Origin of the sequence: Microcoleus sp. bin38.metabat.b11b12b14.051, from assembly GCF_013299165.1 — a bacterium.
In the GTDB taxonomy this organism is placed as follows: Bacteria; Cyanobacteriota; Cyanobacteriia; order Cyanobacteriales; family Microcoleaceae; genus Microcoleus.
This window is the reverse complement of the sequence record NZ_JAAFKD010000037.1, coordinates 40157-60684: the sequence shown is the minus strand read 5'-3', so window position 1 is coordinate 60684 and position 20528 is coordinate 40157. Positions and strand designations below refer to the sequence as shown.

Annotated in this window: 21 protein-coding genes and 1 rRNA gene; 8 read left to right on the top strand and 14 right to left on the bottom strand. The window is 46.0% G+C overall.

The genetic code is table 11. The features are described from left to right. The first annotated feature begins 1 nt into the window (after window position 1). Window positions 2-119 (top strand): 5S ribosomal RNA (gene rrf / locus QZW47_RS26610). Window positions 120-236: 117 nt separating this feature from the next. Continuing rightward, entirely contained in the window at window positions 237-1691 is a 1455-nt protein-coding gene (locus QZW47_RS26605) for a serine/threonine-protein kinase (RefSeq protein WP_293134148.1), read from the top strand. 27 nt (window positions 1692-1718) lie between these two features. Here the strand turns inward: QZW47_RS26605 and QZW47_RS26600 are convergent, their stop codons facing one another. Beyond that, window positions 1719-3494: a tetratricopeptide repeat protein gene (locus QZW47_RS26600; RefSeq protein WP_293134146.1), complete on the bottom strand. Its 1776-nt coding sequence runs from the start codon at window positions 3492-3494 to the stop codon at window positions 1719-1721. Between the two features lie 354 nt (window positions 3495-3848). Here QZW47_RS26600 and QZW47_RS26595 point away from each other — a divergent pair, with 354 nt between their 5' ends. Beyond that, entirely contained in the window at window positions 3849-3983 is a 135-nt protein-coding gene (locus QZW47_RS26595) for a hypothetical protein (RefSeq protein ID WP_293134144.1), read from the top strand. Between the two features lie 45 nt (window positions 3984-4028). Here QZW47_RS26595 and QZW47_RS26590 read toward each other — a convergent pair whose 3' ends face one another. Further along, on the bottom strand, window positions 4029-4811 hold the full coding sequence (locus QZW47_RS26590; protein WP_293134141.1) for a serine protease: 783 nt from the start codon (window positions 4809-4811) through the stop codon (window positions 4029-4031). 41 nt (window positions 4812-4852) lie between these two features. Further along, entirely contained in the window at window positions 4853-5428 is a 576-nt protein-coding gene (locus tag QZW47_RS26585; RefSeq protein WP_293134138.1) for a COP23 domain-containing protein, read from the bottom strand. A 213-nt stretch (window positions 5429-5641) separates the two neighbouring features. Here QZW47_RS26585 and QZW47_RS26580 point away from each other — a divergent pair, with 213 nt between their 5' ends. After that, entirely contained in the window at window positions 5642-5767 is a 126-nt protein-coding gene (locus QZW47_RS26580) for a hypothetical protein (protein WP_293134135.1), read from the top strand. Between the two features lie 196 nt (window positions 5768-5963). On the opposite strand, the gene aroF is transcribed toward QZW47_RS26580, so the two are convergent. The 5 genes from aroF to QZW47_RS26555 form a co-directional block, all read right to left on the bottom strand. After that, window positions 5964-7025 carry a 3-deoxy-7-phosphoheptulonate synthase gene (gene aroF / locus QZW47_RS26575; RefSeq protein ID WP_293134132.1) on the bottom strand — a complete coding sequence of 354 codons (1062 nt, stop codon included), beginning with the start codon at window positions 7023-7025 and terminating at the stop codon, window positions 5964-5966. A gap of 403 nt (window positions 7026-7428) precedes the next feature. After that, window positions 7429-7929, bottom strand: coding sequence for a PAM68 family protein (locus QZW47_RS26570; RefSeq protein ID WP_293134129.1), 501 nt, complete (start codon window positions 7927-7929; stop codon window positions 7429-7431). Window positions 7930-8099: 170 nt separating this feature from the next. Continuing rightward, window positions 8100-8369, bottom strand: a complete 270-nt coding sequence (gene rpsO, locus QZW47_RS26565; RefSeq protein ID WP_293134126.1) for a 30S ribosomal protein S15 — start codon at window positions 8367-8369, stop codon at window positions 8100-8102. A gap of 147 nt (window positions 8370-8516) precedes the next feature. Next, window positions 8517-9140 carry a Holliday junction branch migration protein RuvA gene (ruvA, locus tag QZW47_RS26560; protein WP_293134115.1) on the bottom strand — a complete coding sequence of 208 codons (624 nt, stop codon included), beginning with the start codon at window positions 9138-9140 and terminating at the stop codon, window positions 8517-8519. A 279-nt stretch (window positions 9141-9419) separates the two neighbouring features. After that, window positions 9420-12053: an AAA-like domain-containing protein gene (locus QZW47_RS26555; RefSeq protein WP_293134112.1), complete on the bottom strand. Its 2634-nt coding sequence runs from the start codon at window positions 12051-12053 to the stop codon at window positions 9420-9422. Window positions 12054-12965: 912 nt separating this feature from the next. Between QZW47_RS26555 and QZW47_RS26550 the strand changes: the two genes are divergently transcribed. After that, the gene (locus QZW47_RS26550; protein WP_293134110.1) at window positions 12966-13175 is read left to right on the top strand and encodes a hypothetical protein; all 210 of its coding nucleotides are present in this window, start codon (window positions 12966-12968) and stop codon (window positions 13173-13175) included. Between the two features lie 111 nt (window positions 13176-13286). Here QZW47_RS26550 and QZW47_RS26545 read toward each other — a convergent pair whose 3' ends face one another. Continuing rightward, the gene (locus tag QZW47_RS26545; protein WP_293134108.1) at window positions 13287-13415 is read right to left on the bottom strand and encodes a hypothetical protein; all 129 of its coding nucleotides are present in this window, start codon (window positions 13413-13415) and stop codon (window positions 13287-13289) included. Window positions 13416-13442: 27 nt separating this feature from the next. On the opposite strand from QZW47_RS26545, the gene QZW47_RS26540 reads away from it, so the two are divergent. The 3 genes from QZW47_RS26540 to QZW47_RS26530 all read left to right on the top strand — a co-directional run bounded on the left by QZW47_RS26540 (window position 13443) and on the right by QZW47_RS26530 (window position 15768). After that, window positions 13443-14015 carry a hypothetical protein gene (locus QZW47_RS26540; RefSeq protein ID WP_293134106.1) on the top strand — a complete coding sequence of 191 codons (573 nt, stop codon included), beginning with the start codon at window positions 13443-13445 and terminating at the stop codon, window positions 14013-14015. A 222-nt stretch (window positions 14016-14237) separates the two neighbouring features. Next, window positions 14238-14954, top strand: coding sequence for a GUN4 domain-containing protein (locus QZW47_RS26535; protein WP_293134104.1), 717 nt, complete (start codon window positions 14238-14240; stop codon window positions 14952-14954). Between the two features lie 223 nt (window positions 14955-15177). Beyond that, window positions 15178-15768: a Uma2 family endonuclease gene (locus QZW47_RS26530; RefSeq protein ID WP_366930935.1), complete on the top strand. Its 591-nt coding sequence runs from the start codon at window positions 15178-15180 to the stop codon at window positions 15766-15768. Between the two features lie 47 nt (window positions 15769-15815). Here the strand turns inward: QZW47_RS26530 and QZW47_RS26525 are convergent, their stop codons facing one another. From QZW47_RS26525 to QZW47_RS26505, 5 genes are all read right to left on the bottom strand, one after another. After that, on the bottom strand, window positions 15816-16028 hold the full coding sequence (locus QZW47_RS26525; RefSeq protein ID WP_293134101.1) for a type II toxin-antitoxin system HicB family antitoxin: 213 nt from the start codon (window positions 16026-16028) through the stop codon (window positions 15816-15818). A gap of 75 nt (window positions 16029-16103) precedes the next feature. Next, a complete protein-coding gene (locus QZW47_RS26520; protein ID WP_293134098.1) occupies window positions 16104-16709 on the bottom strand; it encodes a hypothetical protein in 606 nt (201 codons plus the stop codon). Window positions 16710-16751: 42 nt separating this feature from the next. Beyond that, on the bottom strand, window positions 16752-17471 hold the full coding sequence (locus tag QZW47_RS26515) for a DUF2786 domain-containing protein (protein ID WP_293134095.1): 720 nt from the start codon (window positions 17469-17471) through the stop codon (window positions 16752-16754). A 169-nt stretch (window positions 17472-17640) separates the two neighbouring features. After that, window positions 17641-18855 (bottom strand): DUF790 family protein, encoded by a 1215-nt coding sequence (locus tag QZW47_RS26510; protein WP_293134093.1) that lies wholly within the window; start codon window positions 18853-18855, stop codon window positions 17641-17643. 115 nt (window positions 18856-18970) lie between these two features. Beyond that, window positions 18971-20506 carry a DEAD/DEAH box helicase family protein gene (locus tag QZW47_RS26505; protein WP_293134091.1) on the bottom strand — a complete coding sequence of 512 codons (1536 nt, stop codon included), beginning with the start codon at window positions 20504-20506 and terminating at the stop codon, window positions 18971-18973. Window positions 20507-20528: the final 22 nt, after the last annotated feature.

The following is a 20528-nucleotide window of genomic DNA, read 5'->3' as shown; positions in this document are numbered from 1 at the left end:
TCTAGGTGTCTATGACGCAGTGGCACCACTCCGATTCCATCCCGAACTCGGTTGTTAAACGCTGCGGTGGCGAAGATATTTGGCGGGTCACTGCCTGAGAAAATAGCTCGATGCCTGGGATTCTATTTTAACAACAAAGCCCCAATCTGAATACCAGATTGGGGCTTTGGTTTTTTTGTGGTACGATTAGGATGAACAACGGGTAAGCACATCCTTTTTAGTTCATCACCGATATCATGCTTGGACAAACTATTTTTGGGCATTACGAAATCACGGAACACCTGAAAGATACTAATTATTGTCATATTTATTTCGCTAAAGATCGGGAGAAACTTAATCAGGATTTGCGTGTGGTTAAACGCCTCAAGCAACCACTATCCCCTCCTTTGACCTCTCAGCAGGCACAAGATGGCTTGAAGGCTGAAGCTCAAATTTTAGATGACTTAAAACATGACCAAATTCCACAGCTTTTTACCATTGGTGAAGATAATTCTCAATTTTATTTAGTTCAAGACTATATTGAGGGTCACGATTTAAGTCAAGAACTTAAACCGAGTCAGCGGTTGAGTGAGGGTGAGGTGATTCGCCTGTTGCTGGAAATTTTGGTACTTGTCAAGTTTGTTCACGAAAAAAAGATTATTCACTGCGATATTAACCCTTCAAATTTAATTAGGCGAACCTCTGACTCAAAACTTGTATTGATTGATTTTGGTTCGGCTAAACGAGTTGGCTATCTGGGGAGTAATTCTTCTAATCAGGTGCAAGCAAGTATTCCCGGCTATGCACCGCCAGAACAAAAGAATGGCAATCCTGAATTTAATAGCGATATCTATGCGGTGGGGATGATTGGGATGCAAGCGCTGACTGGGTTATCTGCTGGAGATATTCCTAAAGATCCGAATATGTCGCTGGTTATGTGGCCGAGCGGGACAAAAACGAGCGCTAAACTTAAAGCAATTATCGAAAAGATGGTGCATCCAAGTTTTAGGGAGCGCTATGAGTCAGCAGATAATGTCTTGCAAGCTCTTACAAAATTAAGTCTTCCCCGTCGGATTCGATACAAGTCGTTTTTGGCAGCAATGATGGCTGGTGATCCAACTGCTGTCGCTCAGCTTGTTACGGGAGTAGTTATTGGATTTCTGGCGTTGATTTTCGGCTTGCCCGGTTTTATTGCTGGGATTCAACAAATGTCGAATTCGCCCGATTCAAAGGAAAATGTGAGTTCGGATAATTTTAAGACTTATAAGAATTCTCAGTATAAGATAAGTATTAAACACCCGAAGGACTGGAAGCCGCAAGAAATCGGCATTGATGGGGAGGTGGTTAAGTTTGTGCATGAGCCTTCTAAAGCTAATGTGCTGATTAGTGTTAAAACTTTACCTAATTGGCTGTCTTTACAGGAATATACAAAGCAGTCTGTGAACTATATTGAAAATGAATTTTTAGATGATAAAAAGCAAATAAAAAAATATAAAATTGAAGGGCAAAATGAGAAAGCTACTCTGGCAAAGCGTCCGGCTTTTCAAGTGGTTTATACGGGAAAGGATGAGAATAATAAAAGTTTGAAATTGATGGAAGTTGGTAACGTGAAAGATCAGAAGGCTTACGTTATTACTTACGAGGCAGGATCGGAAAAATATGATGAACTTAGCAAAATAGTTGATGAAATGGTTGATTCGTTTGAAAACTAATTTTAGTAGTTGTAAAATGATTGAAAGCTATTGCTGAAGTTCTCTGATTCTGTATTGTGCATTTTGGTACCACTCGTCGTTTCCACCCTGATACAGGTTGACTGATTTCTGGAAATCATCAATAGCCTTTCGTTTGTCTCCTTGTTGCAAGTAGGTAAGAGCGCGGAAATAGTAAGAATCACTAGAGTTAGGATTGAGGCGAATCGCTTGATTTAAATCGGATATAGCACCCTGCTGATCTCCCTGACCATAGCGGAAAACACCCCGATTGTAGTAGGCAATACCAGAGTTAGGATTGAGGCGAATGGCTTCGTTTAAATCGGCGAGCGGACCATGTTTATCTGCCGAGATTGAGCTGGCATTACCCGGATTTCTGTAGGTAATAGCATAGTTAGGATTCAAGCGAATAGCTTCGTTGTAATCGGATATAGCACCCGGTTTATCTCCTTGACTATAGCGGGCGATACTCCGATCGATGTAGGCAATAGCATAGTTAGGATTGAGGCGAATAACTTCGTTTAAATCGGATATCGCACCCGGTTTATCTCCCTGACTATAGCGGAAAACACCCCGATTGTAGTAGGCAATAGCATAGTTAGGATTGAGGCGAATAGCTTCGTTTAAATCGGATATCGCACTCTGTCGATCTCCCTGTTTATAGCGAGTATTACCCAGATTGCTGTAGAAAGTAGCAAAGTTAGGATTGAGGCGAATAGCTTCATTATAATCGGATATAGCACCCGGTTTATCTCCTTGATTATAGCGGACAGTACCCCGATGGATGTACGCAATAGCAAAGTTAGGATTGAGGCGAATAGCTTCGTTTAAATCGGATATAGCACCCTGTTTATCTTCCTGACTTGAACGGACAACACCCCGAAACACATAAGCATTTGCATTACTTGGATTAATCCGAATCACCTGGCTAAAGTTCTCAATAGCTGCTTGCTTATTCCCAGCGTTGTATTGAGCAGTACCTATGCGGTAGTAAGCATCAGGATTGTCGGGACAAATCTGCAAAGCTTTTTGATAATCCCTAATCGCACTTTGGTAGTCTCCGCTATCAGCCTTCGCCCCGCCTAAGTTCAGCAAATCCTCACCACTAGCCGATCGCGTATTGTCCGCAGAAATATCCTGTAGCTGCCGCAAATTGCGCTTATTTGCCACAAAACTATTAATGGGAATTCCTAACCTCAAACCGCTGCAAGACCGCCCGTTAATCCCCACTACTCGCCCGATTCCATCCAGCACCGGGCCGCCGCTCATTCCGGGGATGACTTCGCTGTTGTAGACCATTGTATAGCCATTGTCTCCTCCCGGCTGGTCACGCTGAAACTGCCCCGCCGCAAACTGATAGCTGCGCTGTTCTCTTCCAGGGCTTGGTACGGGAAAGCCGGTGGCGTAAACCTTTGCTCCTCCGGTTAATTGATCGGAATTTCCTAGCTCGGCAACACGATAGTTTTTATTACTCTGAAACTGGATTAATGCTAAATCAAATCCGGGTAATTCTTGCATTTTGTAAGCCGGATAGCGACTGCCGTCTGAGGTTTGGATTTCATAGCGGTCTGGATATCTGACTACGTGATGGTTGGTGAGGACGAAGTAAGTGTTATCTTTGCGGTCAATAATTACTCCTGAACCGCCACCGTTTCCGTCGATCCGAACGGTGATTTCTCTGCCAATTGCTTCGAGTTGCTGGGGGGATAATTGGGCGGCTGCCAATTGAGGTTGGGCAAGGATAATTATTGCTCCGGTGATGGCTGCTGGGAGTTTGTGGGGGAAATTCATTGTTATATTTCTCATATGATACAATTTTTATAAAATGCTACACAATAAGTTTTTCTGTGAGGGATGGCACAGGTGCGTCGCTATGAGATTGTCGATATTTAGTTACGGATTTTTCATGGCGACGCACCCTACGAGTAATTCTAGAGAGATTATTTGTTTATAGCATAATTCCCCGCCGGACACGGCAATGCCGTTTCCCTACTTCCCGCCGGACACGGCAATGCCGTTTCCCTACGGATGATATTATCTAATTTTTATGTGACAATGTTTTTGACAATTGCTATTATTTTTGGGTTGAAAATTACGTGTTTTGGGCGAATGAATTCGCTTCTATAGAACCTATTTGAGATCTTTGAGTTTTTGGGTTGGGTGACGAGAAATACTGAGATTAACACGGTTTCTGAGATTTACGTCCGGGGCAAGAAACCGGGTTTCTACGAGTTTTTGGGTTGGATGACGAGAAATACCGAGAGAAACCCGGTTTCTGAGATTTACGCAGAATAGATCTCAAATGGTTTCTATACAACGAAAGTCCTGATGATACGCGGGCTATGAGAAGCGGTTGAGATTAGTCAAGGGCGATCGCACTAACTGTACCAAATTCTCGATCGGAATTCCCCAACTGTAGCGCCGCATCTCCTGCCGCAGGGAGGCGCTGGGCTGGGAACCGTCTTGATAAGTGTAAGCAGTATCTAAAATCGGTTCTGCGTGGATGCCGTTGACTGCGACTACTTCGCCGCGACTATTTAGCAGCGGCCCTCCACTCATGCCTTTTTCTAAATCGTTTGTATATCCAATCCGATATCCCTTCTGTAAAGGTTTGTCTAAGATTAAGGAAACCCGACCGGTTTTAAAGACAAATCCACTTTTGCTCAAGGCAGAAATGGGATGGTTAGATGTTTCGCCTATAAAGGGAAATCCGGCAGCAAATACCTGATCGGCAACTGCTGGGGCCGGGCCGAAGGATGCGATCGCATAATTAGTACCGTCGCTGCGAAATTGCAATACAGCTAAGTCTTTGCCGTTGAGAGAAGTTGCCGCGATTTTAACTGCTGGATGGATTTTGCGATCGGGCGTTTCTATGCTGTAGGGCGGATCGCCTGCTAGGAGTACGTGATCGTTTGTTAGCACTGTATAAACATTGCCATGCTTGCGAATCAAAATTCCCGAACCTAGGATATCTTTCGATCGCACTTTAACTGCGATCGACATTGCTAATTGTTCGATTTCTTTGACAGAAAGTTGAGCTGGCTGCTGTGCTACTAATACACTGGCATTGGGTGCTGATGCGGGTACGGGAATAATTAAACCGCCCAAATAGGCAATTAACATCAGAATTTGCCTCCATCGGGGTTTGCTGCGGTACACGATCGCTATTTCAAGATTCTGGGCGGTGCTTCATCTTCTTCTGGCAGCAATTTGCTAATATCGAGGTAAGCTTCGCCATTCATGTAAGTAATTGCTTCATTGCCACTGAGTTCGAGAGGCGTGCGATCGGCTCCTCCTTCAAGATTGTTCCTCAGCCGTTGGAAAGTCCGCTGCAAGTCTGTTCCTGGTTTGAGAGTTACTAACAGTCCGTCTGGCCGACACGGGCCATTTCGGACACTGGTAATACACAATACGGGTTGACCGGCCCACATTTTAGCAGCAATATAATTGAGGACTTGGTTATCGTGAAACCGCTGCAATCTTTGAGAAATCTCCTCGCAGCGTTGCTGGGCATTCCAAGGCGGAGGAAAAGAGTTATCTGTCCAGCGAATTAGCGGGAAATTTCTTCTTGCGCCGCGCACGAGGGTTGCGGGTTGACCGTTGCTGGTACCGCAAAAAAACGTATTGTTGTCGGATGTCCGATTTTGAGCGGCGGTGGATTGAGAAAGTGTTGTCACCAATCCTAGTGAAATAGCTAACCCAGTCAGCAATGAGAGAAAAGATTGGGCTTTTAGGAGCATGGCAATTAGCGTAGGAGGAAGAAAGTAGATTGATTGAGACTCCTATACTTCCCTTGTGGGTGAGTCTGGGGTCTTTTGGGAATAGCTGATTCTTGGGAATTAAAATTTTGTTGTACTTAAAAAGATATCACAACTGCGGTAGAAATGTTGCGCTGTGCGAATTCAAAAGCTATGTTGCTGTAGTAGGAGAATTTGTGAGAATAGGAAGAAGAAATGCGCGATTATCGGCAAAATCAAGCAGAATGCGAAGCCCAAAAAGTTTGGCTGGCTGACAAACGTCGGGAACTTGAACAAGTAAAGAGTCAAATTGAAACAATCTTAGATCGAAGCGATCGCTAATATCATATCCTGTCGATTACTCGTCATACAAACGGTTCGTTCGTAGTGCGGACTTCAGTCCGCTTGCTTGGCTGCGGACTGAAGTCCGCACTACGAACAGGATATAACTCAATGAGTAAATGGTAAGCGCAAAAAAACCGTAGTATTTTGTAGATACTACGGTTTTTTTAGACTAATCGCCTACTGATTGATATTTCTACGCCAAAACTGGCACCGGTTGCGGCCAACGTTTCATGACTTTGCCAATTACAGCCAATTCTTCCATCAACTTGTCGAACTGATCCGGTGTTAACGATTGCGGCCCGTCAGACAAAGCTTTTTTCGGATTCGGGTGCACTTCTATCATCAGCGAATCTGTACCGGAGGCGATCGACGCAAACGCCATCGAAGGCACAAACTGCGCCCAACCAGTCCCGTGACTGGGGTCAACCATAATTGGTAAGTGAGTCAGGGTTCGCAGCACTGGAACCGCCGACAAATCTAGCGTATTCCGCGTATACTGCCTGTCATACCCGCGAATTCCGCGCTCGCACAAAATCACGTTCGGATTGCCCGCAGCCATGATATACTCAGCAGCCATCAACCATTCTTCAATGGTGGCGGAAATGCCGCGCTTCAGCAAAATCGGTTTGTCTTGAGCTCCGACTTTCTTCAACAGCGAGAAGTTCTGCATATTGCGTGCTCCGACTTGGATTACGTCGGCTACTTCTACGATCGCACTTAAGTCCGCCGCATCCATAACTTCGGTAATAATTCCCAAACCGCTAGCTTCCCGCGCCGCCGCCAGCAGTCCCAAAGCACTCTCGCCGTGTCCTTGGAAAGCATAGGGAGAAGTTCTCGGTTTGTAGGCTCCACCGCGCAAAAATTGAGCGCCAGCAGCTTTGACGCGCATTGCCGTCTCAACAATCATTTCTTCGTTTTCGACCGAGCAAGGGCCTGCTACGACTGCGATCGGATGATTTAGACCAATCATCACAGTTCCCAATGGAGTAGCGACGGGTACTTCGGTGGGTTCTCCTTGGCGGTATTCCAGAGAAGCGCGTTTGTAGGGTTTTTCGACGCGCAGCACTTCCTCAATCCAGGTGCTCATTTCGCGGAGTTGCATGGGTTCGAGCTCGACAGTATCGCCGACTAAACCCATGACGGTTTTGTAACGCCCGACGATTTTTTCTGGTGTCAAACCCCAGTTAGTGCGGAGTTCTTCGTCTAGTCGATCGATCTCGGCTGCTGGAGTGCCGGCTTTCATGACAATAATCATATTTTTTTTCCCTTCGTCTGTTGCGCTAAGACACGCATTATGACATGGATGTAGTGAGAAAAATAGATGCCGTGCGATCGAGCTAAAGAAGACTCGGCGGTTGAAACCGCGTCTACACAGACAAAACCCGCCTCCGCGGGTTGAAGACAAAGGCGGTATCCTCTCTTAGTCGGCGTCCGGCTGACATCGTTTGTGTCGCCGCGGTTTCAACCGCCGTCTGATGAAAGACTCGGCGGTTGAAACCGCGTCTACATAGACAAAACCCGCCTCCGCGGGTTGAAGACAAAGGCGGTTAAAACCGCCGTCTCTCTTAGTCCGCGGAGGTGGTCGCTGAGCTTGTCGAAGTGCGGACATTGTTTGTGTCGCCGCGGTTTCAACCGCCGTCTTCTCTTAAATCGAGATTCTAACTTTTTGGTTTACCGGCGCGCCACGCTTCTCGCATCCGTCCAAAATTGGTATTAAATTCTTCCCATCCCAGAGTGCTTCCTGAATTGTCTTCATCCCAAGAAGCCGAGAGAACTCCGTAGCTTAATCCCAGTACGCCTAGACCAAAACAGCCCATGCTTACTAACAATACTGCTGTGTTGGGCAAGTCAAACAAGCCTTTGCTGACGATCAAATAACTGATAAAAAATGTGGAAATTCCCAGGATTGTCGGTACGCCGCAGAATACCGCGATGCGGGATATCATGCGTTTGCTGACTACTTCTGGGATGGATTGCGCCTGCGGGTCTGTTTTGCTCGATCGCGCCTGCGGGCCTGTTTTTGTGGCTTTGGGCTGCTTGTCTGGTTTTGGTTCTTCTGTGACTAGCTTTGCGTCGGTTTCTGGGGGCTTTTTAGGCGTTTTTTTCCGATTTGAGGCGGGTTCAAACGGTAAGCGCTGGGTGGGTGGTTCGGAGGACATATTTTTTGTTTAACCTGAAATCTCGAACAATTATTCAATAAATCTTGGCGAGGGTTTACGCAACTCTGATGGTTAATCAACGGTTTGAAACTGATTGGCGATCGGTGCGTAAATCCTGCTGGCGTTTGTCCAAGATTCTTGAATATTGTCGCAAATTTTCGCTTGGCTGTTTAGCCGCGAATGCCTAAACGGGCAATTAATGCTTTGTAGCGATCGACATTTTCCTTTTGCAGGTAGGCCAGCAGGCGCTTGCGGCGGCTGATCATCATCATCAAACCGCGCCGGGAGGCGAAGTCTTTTTGGTTGATTTTCAGGTGGGCGCTGAGTTTGCTGATGCGATCGCTCAGCATGGCGATTTGGACATCTGCTGAACCTGTGTCGGTTTCATGGGTTTGAAAATCGCCCATGATTTCTTGTTTGCGCTGTTGTGTAAGAGCCATGAATTGAGTTTAGTTTTTTTTGTACGATTGTCACAATCCCATATAGTATCACAGCAGAACGGTGAAGGAGCAAATTTTTCCCAAGGATGGGTTGGTTTGTGGGGCATAATTGGGGATTTTATGCCCGGATTGCTTGATTAGCTGGCATTATCGGCTTAAATAGGCGATCGCCTCGCGTATCCAATCATCGGCATTACCTTTGTTTGACAAGTTACTGTCTTGACTGAGAGTTTGCAGCGCTTGCAAAACTTCCGCCGGAGTGTATCCCATCGCCAGCAGAATCATCTCCACTTCTTCTTGAATCGCTGCGGGAACTCCGGCGGCGACGGAAGTTGTCAAACCAGCTTCCTGTCTCCATTCCGAGAGTTTGCTTTTGAGTTCCAGGGCGAGGCGTTCGGCGGTTTTTGTGCCCACGCCGGGGGTTTTGGCGAGGATGCGAGTGTTACCGCCGACGATCGCCTGAACTAAATCTTGCATTCCTAGAGTGTCGAGAAGGGCGATCGCCAGTTGAGCACCCACACCGCTAACACTCGTCAACTGCCGAAACAAATCGCGTTCTGCCGTGCTGCCAAAACCGTACAATACGATTTGGTCTTCCTTAACTTGCTGGTGGGTAAATATTTGGGCGACTTCGCCGGATACTGGTAATTGACCAGTCACGCGGGGCAAAATTTGGATTTCATAGCCAATTCCATTGACTTCGAGAGTCAGCATAACGCGGTTGCTGCCTTTGGCGATATTGGCGACTGTGCCTTTGAGATAGCCGATCATATTGTTTTTACTTAGTATAATATTACTTCTCTATGGCTAAGCTGTTAAGCATTTATACGACTGATTGTTTGGGTAGTGTGCCTCTGACCAAAAGCTAAAAATACTATCACCAATCTTGATGCCTGACGCACCCTAGAATACATCATTTCAATACAATAAGCTGTTCTACATTTAAATTGTGTATGAAAAATCAATCAAACAATGAGTGGTACGTTGCTCCGAGCAGCGTACCGAATATGTAATTTCAATGCGCGACAGCTTACAGTTCATCGTTATTTTTCAATTCAAAATAAGATGATGTTTAACCAAAGACAAATCCGAATTGCTAAAATTAATCACAAAAGCCACATTTAAATTTTCTAATGATTTTACAAACCACATAACTTCATCAGAAACTTTACCTTCATAGTGATTGAATAAAATAGAAAATCGCTTTTCCAACTCGGGTTTTACTTTGCCCGAAAGCAGTACGATTTTCAGGAGTAAACCCATTGTCCGGCTGGGGCCGAGGTTGTACACCAAATCGTAAAAAACGTAGTGGCTGGGATGTTGGGAATTTTCCACTACTAGGAAGTTAAACAGTTGGTTGCAAGTCCGAGCTAACAATATATTATTTAATTTCACCGAGTCGTTTTCTGGCAAGGTATTTTTGATATGCTTGTACAGGCGGTCATTAAATTGACGCCCACCGTATTCTGCTTCAACTGAGGATATTAAGTATTCATATAAATCTTGTTTAAAGGCGCTGTAAGATGGGGTTTGTCTGGCGTCTCTCAGGAAAAATTGAGCTGATTCTTTGTAACTGCGATCGCCTTCTACTTTCCCGGCAAATTCCCTAACAGCAAAGTGCAGTTCCGCATCGTTCAAAAGAGTTGGATTTGGCGCCGACTGCACAATTCCTATTTCTGTATTTCTCGGCTCTACCAAATAATTTAAATATTGAGACAAATTATTTTCAAATTGTCGCTGTCGTTGAATTTCCAATTTTTTGATTGTTTGCTGGTCTTCCTCAATGCTGTCCTTGCTCAGCAGAGAATGACCGTACAAATAAGGATACCGACAAATCAATTCGCCCAAGGGAGAATGACTATCTTGTTTCTGCGGTTGTGGTTCTTGCTCTACGGCTTTTACTAAGCGCTCTAGGGTTTGGAATTCTTCACTTTTAGTAAAGAATGCTATTTGTTCTTGCAAGCGCTTGACTATGTAAAATTCCATCCCGAATCGAGGAGAAGTTTGTTTAAATAAAGCTACTAAATTGGCGATCGCCAATTTGTTATGTGAGTGCAATTGCCAGCGGTTGATGGGGATGTAGCAGCAGCGGTGGAGGATATATTTAAACTCGCGATCCGATCGCTTGACGGAGATTATACTGTACAAAGTTGCTTCAATTTCGCGATCGGGATAGCCCATACCGTCGATAAATAGCTTGCGGAAACGCTCGATTACCTGTGCGGGGGATTCTGTGTCCACGCAGGAGACAATGTGATCGTACAATCTCTGTTCGTTGCTGCCAATTGGCAGGGTATCTGAGGGCGGGGTGAGAATACTGCTGTCTGCATCGGTGTCTGGAATGCTCTGTGCCACTTCTGCGACGGCGACTGTCGGTTGTTCCTCAAAAGTTCCGGGATTCAAGAACCAATAGTGTTCTTGGCTTAATTGTTTATTTGCCGCCCAATCCAAAGCTGACTGCAAGCTTTCTCCGGTGAGTAACTGCGATTCATCTTGGCGATCAGAAGCCAGCCATGCTGCCAGCGCCTCGCGGTACGGAGCCAAATTTCCCAGTTCTTTTTCCACCCAGAACTGATTTAAAACTGATTGATAAAGTTGGTTAGCAACTATTAATTGACCCTGAGATTTAACTACGAGTCCTGACAGTTGCAATTCGATTTGTTCGGGAGAGTAATCGGCAGGTACTCCCGGCTTTTGTCCCGGTTTTTCTGGGTCGGGCGGCTGCAAAATTTGCTGGTAGAGCGTTAACAGTTTGGTGAAGTCGCAGCGGCTGTGTTCAAGGCGATCGCGAATAGCTGTCAAATGTTGGGGTTCGTCTTGTTCTTCCCAATCTTTAATAATTCTGTGTTTGAGCAGTCTTTTTACCTGCTGGGCTTCGCAATTTCTGCCAATAAACGGCCCGTATTCCAGTAGCAAGTAGCAAAGCTTTTGAGTCAGAAATGGTTGACCGCCCGTCCAAGCTAATATTGCTTGCAGCACTTTTTGGGGGCGAAAAGCTTTGAGTGCCAATCCTTTGGCTAGCGGCAAACTTTCGTGCAGTTGCAATCGACTGAGATTAATCGCTCGTCCAATATTAAAAGGGTTGCGGCTTGGATCTCGGATCAATTCTGACGGGGCTGCTACTCCGAAAACGGCAAAAGTTAGGCGATCGTATTCTGGTTGTTCTGCTCGCTTGGAGTAACAGCCGCGGATCGAGGCAAAAAAATCGCTGGTACTGAAATTTAGACTGCTGGTGCTGTCAATGTCATCTATCAAAATGACTAAATTTTGCCGAATTGACTTGAGCAAAACTTTTTCGATAAATATCTCGAATCGCTGCACCGGCGATAGCAGTTCGCGATCGTTCCACCACTTGATGGCGTCAAACTTGTTTGTGAGGCGCAAGCTGCTGGCCATGCGGTACACGATCGCGCCATACCATTTTTCGAGGGTGATTTCTGGGCTGCTAATGCTTTTGAGGTTGACGGCGGCAAAAGCTATACCTTCTGCTTGCAACCTTTTTGCCGTTTGCACTAGCAGGCTGGACTTTCCCATTTGCGGCGCACTCAACACGTAGCAGAATTGTCCGGCTTTGAGTCCTTGGTAGAGTTCGCTGTCTGCCGATCGCCTGACATAGGTGGGCGCACCGGCAGGCAAATATCCTCCGACTTGATATTGGTAGGTTGAGTTGACGAATGTTGTCATCTGCGAATTCATCAAGATGCTGCGCCTCTGTGCTGTGCGATCGAAATGTTACACATTGAAATAATTATTATTGCTCGGTTACTCTTGTGGAAAATTTTTGTGCTTCTTTCTCTATTGTCTGCTAACTCACCTTTATCCATATCAATCTTTACTGTATCTTTGCAACGCACAATCATTTAAATTTTGACTCAAAGCAATTGAGAACGCCTACATCCGAGTTTGTTCACATTTTTTTACAATAATACTTTAAAATTCACCCGGTGGTATGATGTTGTCAGGGAAATTCATAACCGCAGCGCCGTCAACGTTGTGCCGGCTCTGCCTGCTGGCGGAGGCCGAAATTCAAGGCTTAGCAACCGGCGCCAATAAAAAACCCCAGCGTTTGGCTGAGGACTGCTTGAGTGGGAGATATCGTTAATCTGCGTTTTTTTAGTTGACTTAGATTGCATGGAATTCCATGCTGCTGACAATCCCCGGACTTCCGCAAGCGCGGGGACAATTAAGGACAAACTTTTGGGGATAAATCCACAAAAAGTTTAATTCTTAAAGGCGCTGTCAGTACGCCACCAGCCATTGACCAAACTATAAAAGTGAAGTCTGTGGCTAATTTATAGAAGATGCGCCCTGATGACTTAACTACCCGATGGATGAGCACCCTGATGGCATAACTCCCTGATGGATCGACGCCCTGATGGCTTTCGCTCCACTACCCAAAAAATTCTGGTTGGTGGATGATCGTGGACATTAGTAACACGTCACTTCCGGCGTTTCCGATCGCAAGCGGGTGTGCCTGTCTGAATTGATTATGGCAGGCAGATTTATCAGAAGACAAGTGGGCTATTGCATCAACCCACTTCTGAGAGATCGGGTTAGCCAAAAGGTGTCTATCTACTCAAATCAGGGTCATCGAACATGAAAAACAGCATCTTAGTATTAGCGGTAATCGCCTCAGGTAGCATTGGCTTTTTCCAGACAGGGAGCGCCCGTGCGAATGCGATCGTCCCACAAGCTTCATCAGCCAGCAGTTTGACTGCGGGGGAGAGTCGTCCCGACTTTAACTACACTGGAACGAATGAAGATGGGGAGCAGGAAGAAGTGAAAACGGGTAAAGGCAGGAAATAATTGGCGCTCTCAGTGGTTCCCTAGCGCTGCGGTGGTGGGGGTGGTGGTGTGTTTGTTGTCGCAACCGCCTTGGCGATCGCGGGGGGAGGAAAACTTCCTCCGTATATCAGTCTACGTCATCCAAGGGGTTGAAGTCAGAACGGTGAATGGGAAAATAAACAGGTAAGGCAAGTCTGTGGGTGGAGTTTCCCCGCCTGTCAACTTCCTTACCTTCTGATGTTCGGGATTCGGATCTGGCACAATCGTATTTCATCTCATAAAAACCCAATGGAAAATATTCTCGAAACTACCCGCAGACAACGCGTATTGACAAGAACCCAGGAACGGCGTCAGGCGACACCCAAAGAAAAACAGTTAATTCACCTGCTGGCAAACATGGCTTGCAGTTTGGTTAACTATGACTACAAACACGCAACGGGGAAGGAAACTCTCGCACCTTCGGAGCGCAAGCGTTTAGCCGAATGGCACTACCTGCGAGTTCAGCAAATTCGCCGGATCGAACGCTCGTTGGAGCCCGTAGCGACTCTCAAGCGCGTCTACTACAAGAGCATTCTCAGTCCGAGGGATCTGAAGTCTTTGAAACTTCTGTGGCTGGATGAGGACAAAAACCGCGTCAAACGGGTCGATCCTGACTTAGATGACATCCTCAGCTCCGCTTTGGATCGGGGAGATACTTTGAAACAGCTATTTCATACGATCGAGTCTAAGGAACGGATCTTTGCGGAAACTCCTCGCCCCGGCGTTGTACCGCTGTGGGTGCAAGAGTGGGAAGACTCGGAATATGACATCAACTTTTTTCCGCCTTCGTTCTCTGCATGGGTTTCCATCGTGGACGATTAGGGTTAAGAAAAACTCTTGTACATGGGAGCGATCGCCAAAATCTGAGGGTAAAGCTATTGGCGATCGCTATCATTGGTAAAGAAGGGGGGTGTCTGGCGCGATCGCGACATTGGGCACAACCATCGGGGTACACCAGAAGTAAATCCGAGTCAGTAGCATTGTACAATGGGGGAAAACCAGGGCTTCAGCTAATAGCTGATAACTGATAGCTGATAGTTGCTCATGACTGACTCGATTTCTACTTCTCCATTAGACACAGCGGCCGATACAGCCGAACTCCGCTCACAGTTGAGGTCAGGTTCAGAAAAAACTCAACTGCAACTGCTGCAACAACACATAGCAGATGCGGGTTGGGACGTATTGATGGAATTTTTATTAGAGCGCAAGTCGGAGGAACCGACAGCGGTAATGGGTAAGGCTTACCAAATTCTTTATAGTGCTGACTCTGCGAGAGTGAGGGAGTTTTTGCAAGCGAATTTTCCGACGGGAGTTGTGCAATTGCGATCGGACTCTAAGATTGATTACACTCCGCTGCAACAATTATTGGCGCTACAGGAATTTCAAGAAGCCGATCGCTTGACTTTAGACAAGCTTTGTGAATTGGCGGGGGAAACAGCTTTGCAAAGAAAGTGGCTGTATTTTACCCAAGTTGAGAGTTTGCCGATCGCGGATTTGCAAACAATGAATACTTTGTGGAAAGTTCATTCGGAAAACAAATTTGGCTTTTCGGTGCAGCGAGAAATTTGGCTGAGTTCGGGGAAGAATTGGGATAAATTGTGGCCGTTAATTGGCTGGAAGAAAGGCAATAATTGGACGCGCTACCCGCAAGAGTTTATTTGGGATTTGAGCGCGCCGAGGGGTCATTTGCCGCTGTCAAATCAGTTGCGGGGAGTGCAGCCGTTTTCGGCTTTGATGGCTCATCGGGCTTGGGTGAAGTAAGACACAAACGAAGATCCGACGGCGGTTGAAACCGCGTCTTGTCAAACAATGTCCGCCTCCGCGGACTCAAGAGAATCATGTAAAACGTGATTTTTATCGCCTATTCTTCAACCCGCGGAGGTGGTCGCTGAGCTTGTCGAAGTGCGGGTTTTGTTTGTATAGCCGCGGTTTCAACCGCCGGGTCTTTTTTTAGGAAAGTTGGGAAATTTTGTATAATTGATATTTGAATGAATTAGCGAGAGGGGCACGAGTCATGGTAAGCATCGGAACCAAACTCACATTAGAAGAATTTTTAGCTTTGCCCGACGGAGACATATATTATGAGTTTGTAGATGGTGAAGCAGTTCCTAAAGTGTCTCCAAAATTTTTTCATTCGACTTTACAGTTTGCTTTATGTCACCTAATGGGTACATGGTGCAAAAGTCGCGGGCGAGTTCTTCCGGAATGGGCAATTCTATTAAAGCGTCAGGGTAAAGATTGGGCACCCGTTCCTGATTTGACGTATATTTCCTATGAACGTCTGCCGAAAAATTGGCGGCACAATGAAGCTTGTCCTGCAATTCCTGAATTGGTAATTGAGATTATCTCTCCCGATCAAAGTATGAAGGAATTTGAAGAGAAGGCGAAGGATTATTTGGCAGCGGGTGTTCCGCGAGTTTGGGTTATAGATCCAGAATTGATTTTAATTAGGAGCTTTTTCCCTGATGGTTCTAGTGAGGTTTATACTGATCGTATGGCAATTGTGGATGAGTTGTTGCCGGGTTTAGAGTTGACGACTCGACAGATTTTTGAAGAGGCCCAGTTGATTGATTGAGGGCAAGGTTTCTACTCAATCAGAATCAAATTTTGCCAATTAACAATTCATGCAAACAGCAATCGACCTTTAGGTTCTGGGATAGCGCGTCCTAATTCTTGTGCAGTTTCAATCCATTCTTGAATCACGACTTCTACATTTTGCACGGCTTCCTGATAGGTTTCACCATCTGCGGTACAACCCGATAGTTCGGGAACTTCGACAATGAAGGCTCGATCGAATTCACTCCAGTAAATAATCAGTTCATACTTAATCTGCATCTTGTCCTCCGAGTTGATAGTTCAAAATTACGGTGCGAACTTGTTTGACTTGATACGCTTTTGCTTTAAAATAAGTTAGCTACCTTGGCGCAGCATCCATACCAAAAAACCCAAAATTTGCTCGACAGGAGGAAGTGGATAATCCATCAAGTCGATTGTTACTATTTGCCCTTCAAGTTTGAGGAATCGCCACTGAGTGCCATTGCTTACCACACCGTAAATTATCAGAATCGGTTTTTGCTTTGCCTCATTAAATTTTTGTGCAGCCACCATTTCTGCAATACATTGCCCAAATCCTGTTCTGAGATCAGCTTTTTTTGCCTCTATAATGATGATTGCCGGTGCTTCAATTTCTAGTATTTCTTCGGAAAGACTAAAAAGAAAATCACACATTCCGTTCAATCCTATTGATTCGTCTACTGTGAAATCTTCTCCCGAAAATAAGCTGACTCGCCGCTGTAAAATTCGTCTTGCTTCTAACAAGACAGGGTAAATAATTCCTTCTGAACGAGCTTTTTCGCTCGCGGATGAGGCTAAAGGCAGGCTTTCTTCTAAAAAGGCAGTCAGTGTTTGAGAGGGGGTAATTGGGTCAATATCAGGCAAAAAACGAACTGCTTCTACAGTGGTTAGATTAAACGCTTCCTTGACTTTACCGATTGTGGTGAAAGAACTGTAGGGCATAGGGATTAACAGTATAATTTTAATAGCTAACTATATTTAAATTCACAGAGATTCATAGAGTTGTTTTTGTTCTTTGTCAGGATGCACCTGTTGATTCAAACTAATTTTGTCGCCCACTTCATAGCCAGAATTAAAACCAGCTTCGCTACTGACTTGAGAATCTGTTCTCGTTTTAACTTTAACCCCTCGACTCTGTAAATAATCCTCGATCGCCTGTTGGTTCTTTTCAAACATCGATCGCACTACAATAGCAGGAGTAGCCGCCGTATCAGCCGATCCCGGAATCCCCGACTCCTCCATCTCCCGCTTTTGTTCCAGCAATCGTTGTCTCAACCTTGTCGCGCATCCCACCCGAAAAGCATTCAGATACGCCAATCCCCGGCCGCTTCCCTTGCGATATTTCGCCCGTTTCTCGATCGCAGAACTCAAATACTCATAAAGGTGCTTGCAAACAATCAGATTTGTAGAGCTTCCCACCAAAAACATACTACCACTATAATTGTTCCGCATACCCGTACAACCGTTAGCTTCAGCAATCCCGGAAAACAGGATCATTTTCCAAGTGACAAATTTGGATGTTGTCTCGACTCCGCTTTCGTCAATCTCTTCTTGGTGATTCGGGCCTAAATCGGAGAGGCTAAGATTATACTGGGCTAGTAAAACGGAAGCTTTGGCGGCGGCTGCTGTCGATTCGTTTTCGTTGGATGAGGTGGCGAGGGCTAGGAGTTTTTTGATTTTTTCGACAATACTTGTGTCTGCCATTTTTCGATGGGTTGTGGGTGAGGGTAGGCGGTGGTAGATTTGGGGATGTTGATATTTTACTAGAGTTGGGAATGTGCGATCGTATTTTTAGGATTTTTTTTTAACCGCAGAGGGCGCAGAGGGCGCAGAGGAAGAGAGAATAGAAAGAATTTTGCTACTGATTGGTATACTATTCTAGGACTTCTAGGACGGATTTGGGCGCTAATTTATCTTTAAACCAGACGATTTTTGCTGGCACATCTTTGATGTTAACTCCGGCTTTTTCTAAGTTCAGTCGTTCGGAAATTGCTAATATCAAATTATCACATCCAGACTTCTGTACTTGTGCAAATTTCTTTTGTAAATACTCCGGCCGCCAATAGCCAACTATTTCTAATATAAACACTCGCCCGTCGGGATGCACTAACCGAAAGTCGGGAATCATCACGCTGCCGGGAATAGGGATTAAGTCTACTTCTCGTTCTAGTTTCCACTCGGTTTTTAGGCTATCCCATCGGTTAGCAAATGCTGCTTCTAGCATACTATCATAGGGTTTGCCGGGGGGATAGTGGCTGACTAAACCGCAGTCGGAATTAAGTGTGAATTTACCTATTTTTATTACCCCGCTAAAAGTATCTTTGGTTTGCAGGGTTGAGTGCATACTCCACTTGGTGACGTGTAGGAGTGCGGGGAGCATTTTGGCGAGGGCTAAGCCGTACCGGGTGCTGGGTTTGAATAAGCTTGTAGGCCCGTCTATTGTGAGGGTGAAACCGTGGTCTGCATCGCCTTCGATGTAGGTCATTAATTGAAATAATTTTAAATACCTAAATAGGAGTTTGTATTCTCCGGGATCGTTGCGGTGGGCTGTTAGTTGGACTTGACTTGCTCGGTAAAATATGCCTTGGACTTGGGAAAGATTGTATTTATGAAGCAGGTTTTCGGGAGTGGGTGCGTCGAATTGGGTGAGGATTTTGTTTTCGTTTAAATCGGCGTATAAACCTTTACTGATTTCGTGGGGAGAAACTTCTCTGGTTAAGTCTTGGCTGAGCTCTGTGGCTACTGTTTCGAGGGTTGTTTGGGTGGATTGTGGGCTGGGTGTCGATCGCGCTGACAAGGCAAATACTCGCTGTCTCAACTCTAGTGGTTCTAGGGGGCTGACGACTTCTAAGGTGCTGAAACCGCCTTTTAGCAGGTGCGCTAATCCCCGTTTGAGCCGATAGTCGGGGCTGTCGCCTTCTAATTCTAGCAAGCGTCCGTCGAGTTCGCCTTGGGTTTTGCCGATCGCACTTTGGAAGCAATCAATCATTTCGGTAGCTGCTTCTAAGTTTTTCGCATCTATCTTGAGGCGCAAGGGAATGATTGATTCGCCGTTTTGGCGGTGGCTTAGTAAATCGGTTGGTAACATTTGACAGTTGATAGTTGACAGTGGACAGTTGGTAGGGGCGGTGCCCCCGTGCCCGCCCTCATTGACAGTTAACAGTTAACAGTTAACAGTTGATCGAAGGAAGAATTTAGGCTGGCTACCAGGGAATGTCATCATCATCTCCCCATTTTGCAGGTGTTTCTGCGACTTTTTTTGTTGTCTCTCGGTTGACTCCGTAAATGGGTGTTGGTTTGACAATTTCTAATTTCGGATGTTCGGTTGGTGGCGGTTCTATTTGTGTTTGCGGTGGGGCTTTTTGAATTTGCATTCCGCCTCGCCGTCGCTGGGATGTTCTTTCTTCGCTAGTGTCTTCGGTGACAACTTCGTAGAGAATCGCTAACTTGTTTACATCGCTACTTTTGCGGAGAACTCTACCTAATCTCTGGATGTATTCGCGTTCGCTTCCGGTACCAGATAATATGATAGCAATTCTGGCGTCTGGTACATCAACTCCTTCGTTGAGGACGTGGGAGGCTACGAGGGTTTTGTATTCGCCGCTGCGAAATTTATCGAGGATTTCGTGTCTTTCTTTGACTGGAGTTTGGTGGGTGATTGTGGGGATGAGAAATTCTTGGGAAATTCGGTAGACTGTGGCGTTGTCTCCTGTGAAGATTAAGGTGCGCTGGGGAGAGTGTTCGGCTAATATTTGGGCTAAGATTCGCAGTTTCCCTTCGGTACAAAGGGCGATTTCTTTGGCTTGGCGGTGGGCTATCATGGCGCGTCTTCCTAATGGCGATCGCGCGCTGGCCATGATAAACTGTTTCCATCCTTCGAGGCTGGATATTTTGATGTTGGATTGTTTTAAGAAGTCGTTGCGAATGTTCATGGCTTCGCTGTAGCGCTCGGTTTCTTCTTTTGACAGTTTGACCATAATCTGAACTATTTTATGGTCGGCTAAGGCGTCGCCTGCTAAATCTTCGGGTTTTTTGCTGTATACTGTAGGCCCGATGAGGAAGTGTAAGTCGCTGTGACGGCCATCTGTGCGATCGGGTGTTGCTGTCAGTCCGAGTCGAAAAGGCGCGATCGCATATTCTGATATTACTCGATAAAAGTCCGTTGGTAAATGGTGGCATTCGTCAAACACCAGCAAGCCGTATTTATTCCCCAAGGTTTCGACGTGAATGCTGGCGCTATCATAGGTTGCGACTAAAATTGGCGTTTTGTCTCGCGAACCTCCACCCAACAATCCGACTTCGATGTCGGGAAAAGCTGCTTTTAAATTAGCGTACCACTGGTGCATTAAATCGAGAGTTGGTACTACGACTAATGTACTCCGCCCGGTGACTTGCATGGCTAATTGTGCCAAGTAAGTTTTGCCGGAAGCGGTGGGGAGGACTACTACTCCTTGACTTCCGGCTTCTTGCCAAGCTGCGAGGGCTTCTTGTTGATGCTGGTAAGGCTGCATTTCGACGCTGGGCACGAGTTCGAGTAGTTCGTATCCCCTGGCTTCGTCGGTGAAGTTGGTACAATCTGCTTGCAAAGATTCTACCAGCGGGCGGTAGTGAATGGCTCGAATCCGAAATTTTTCCACGCGATCGTCCCACGTGGCAAAGTCCGCCCAGTCTCTGCCTTTGGGCGGCGGGTGCAGCAATAGCGTTCCGCGATCGAATGTTAATGTAGGTATGCGGGGCATTTGTTTTAGAGACGCGCTGAGT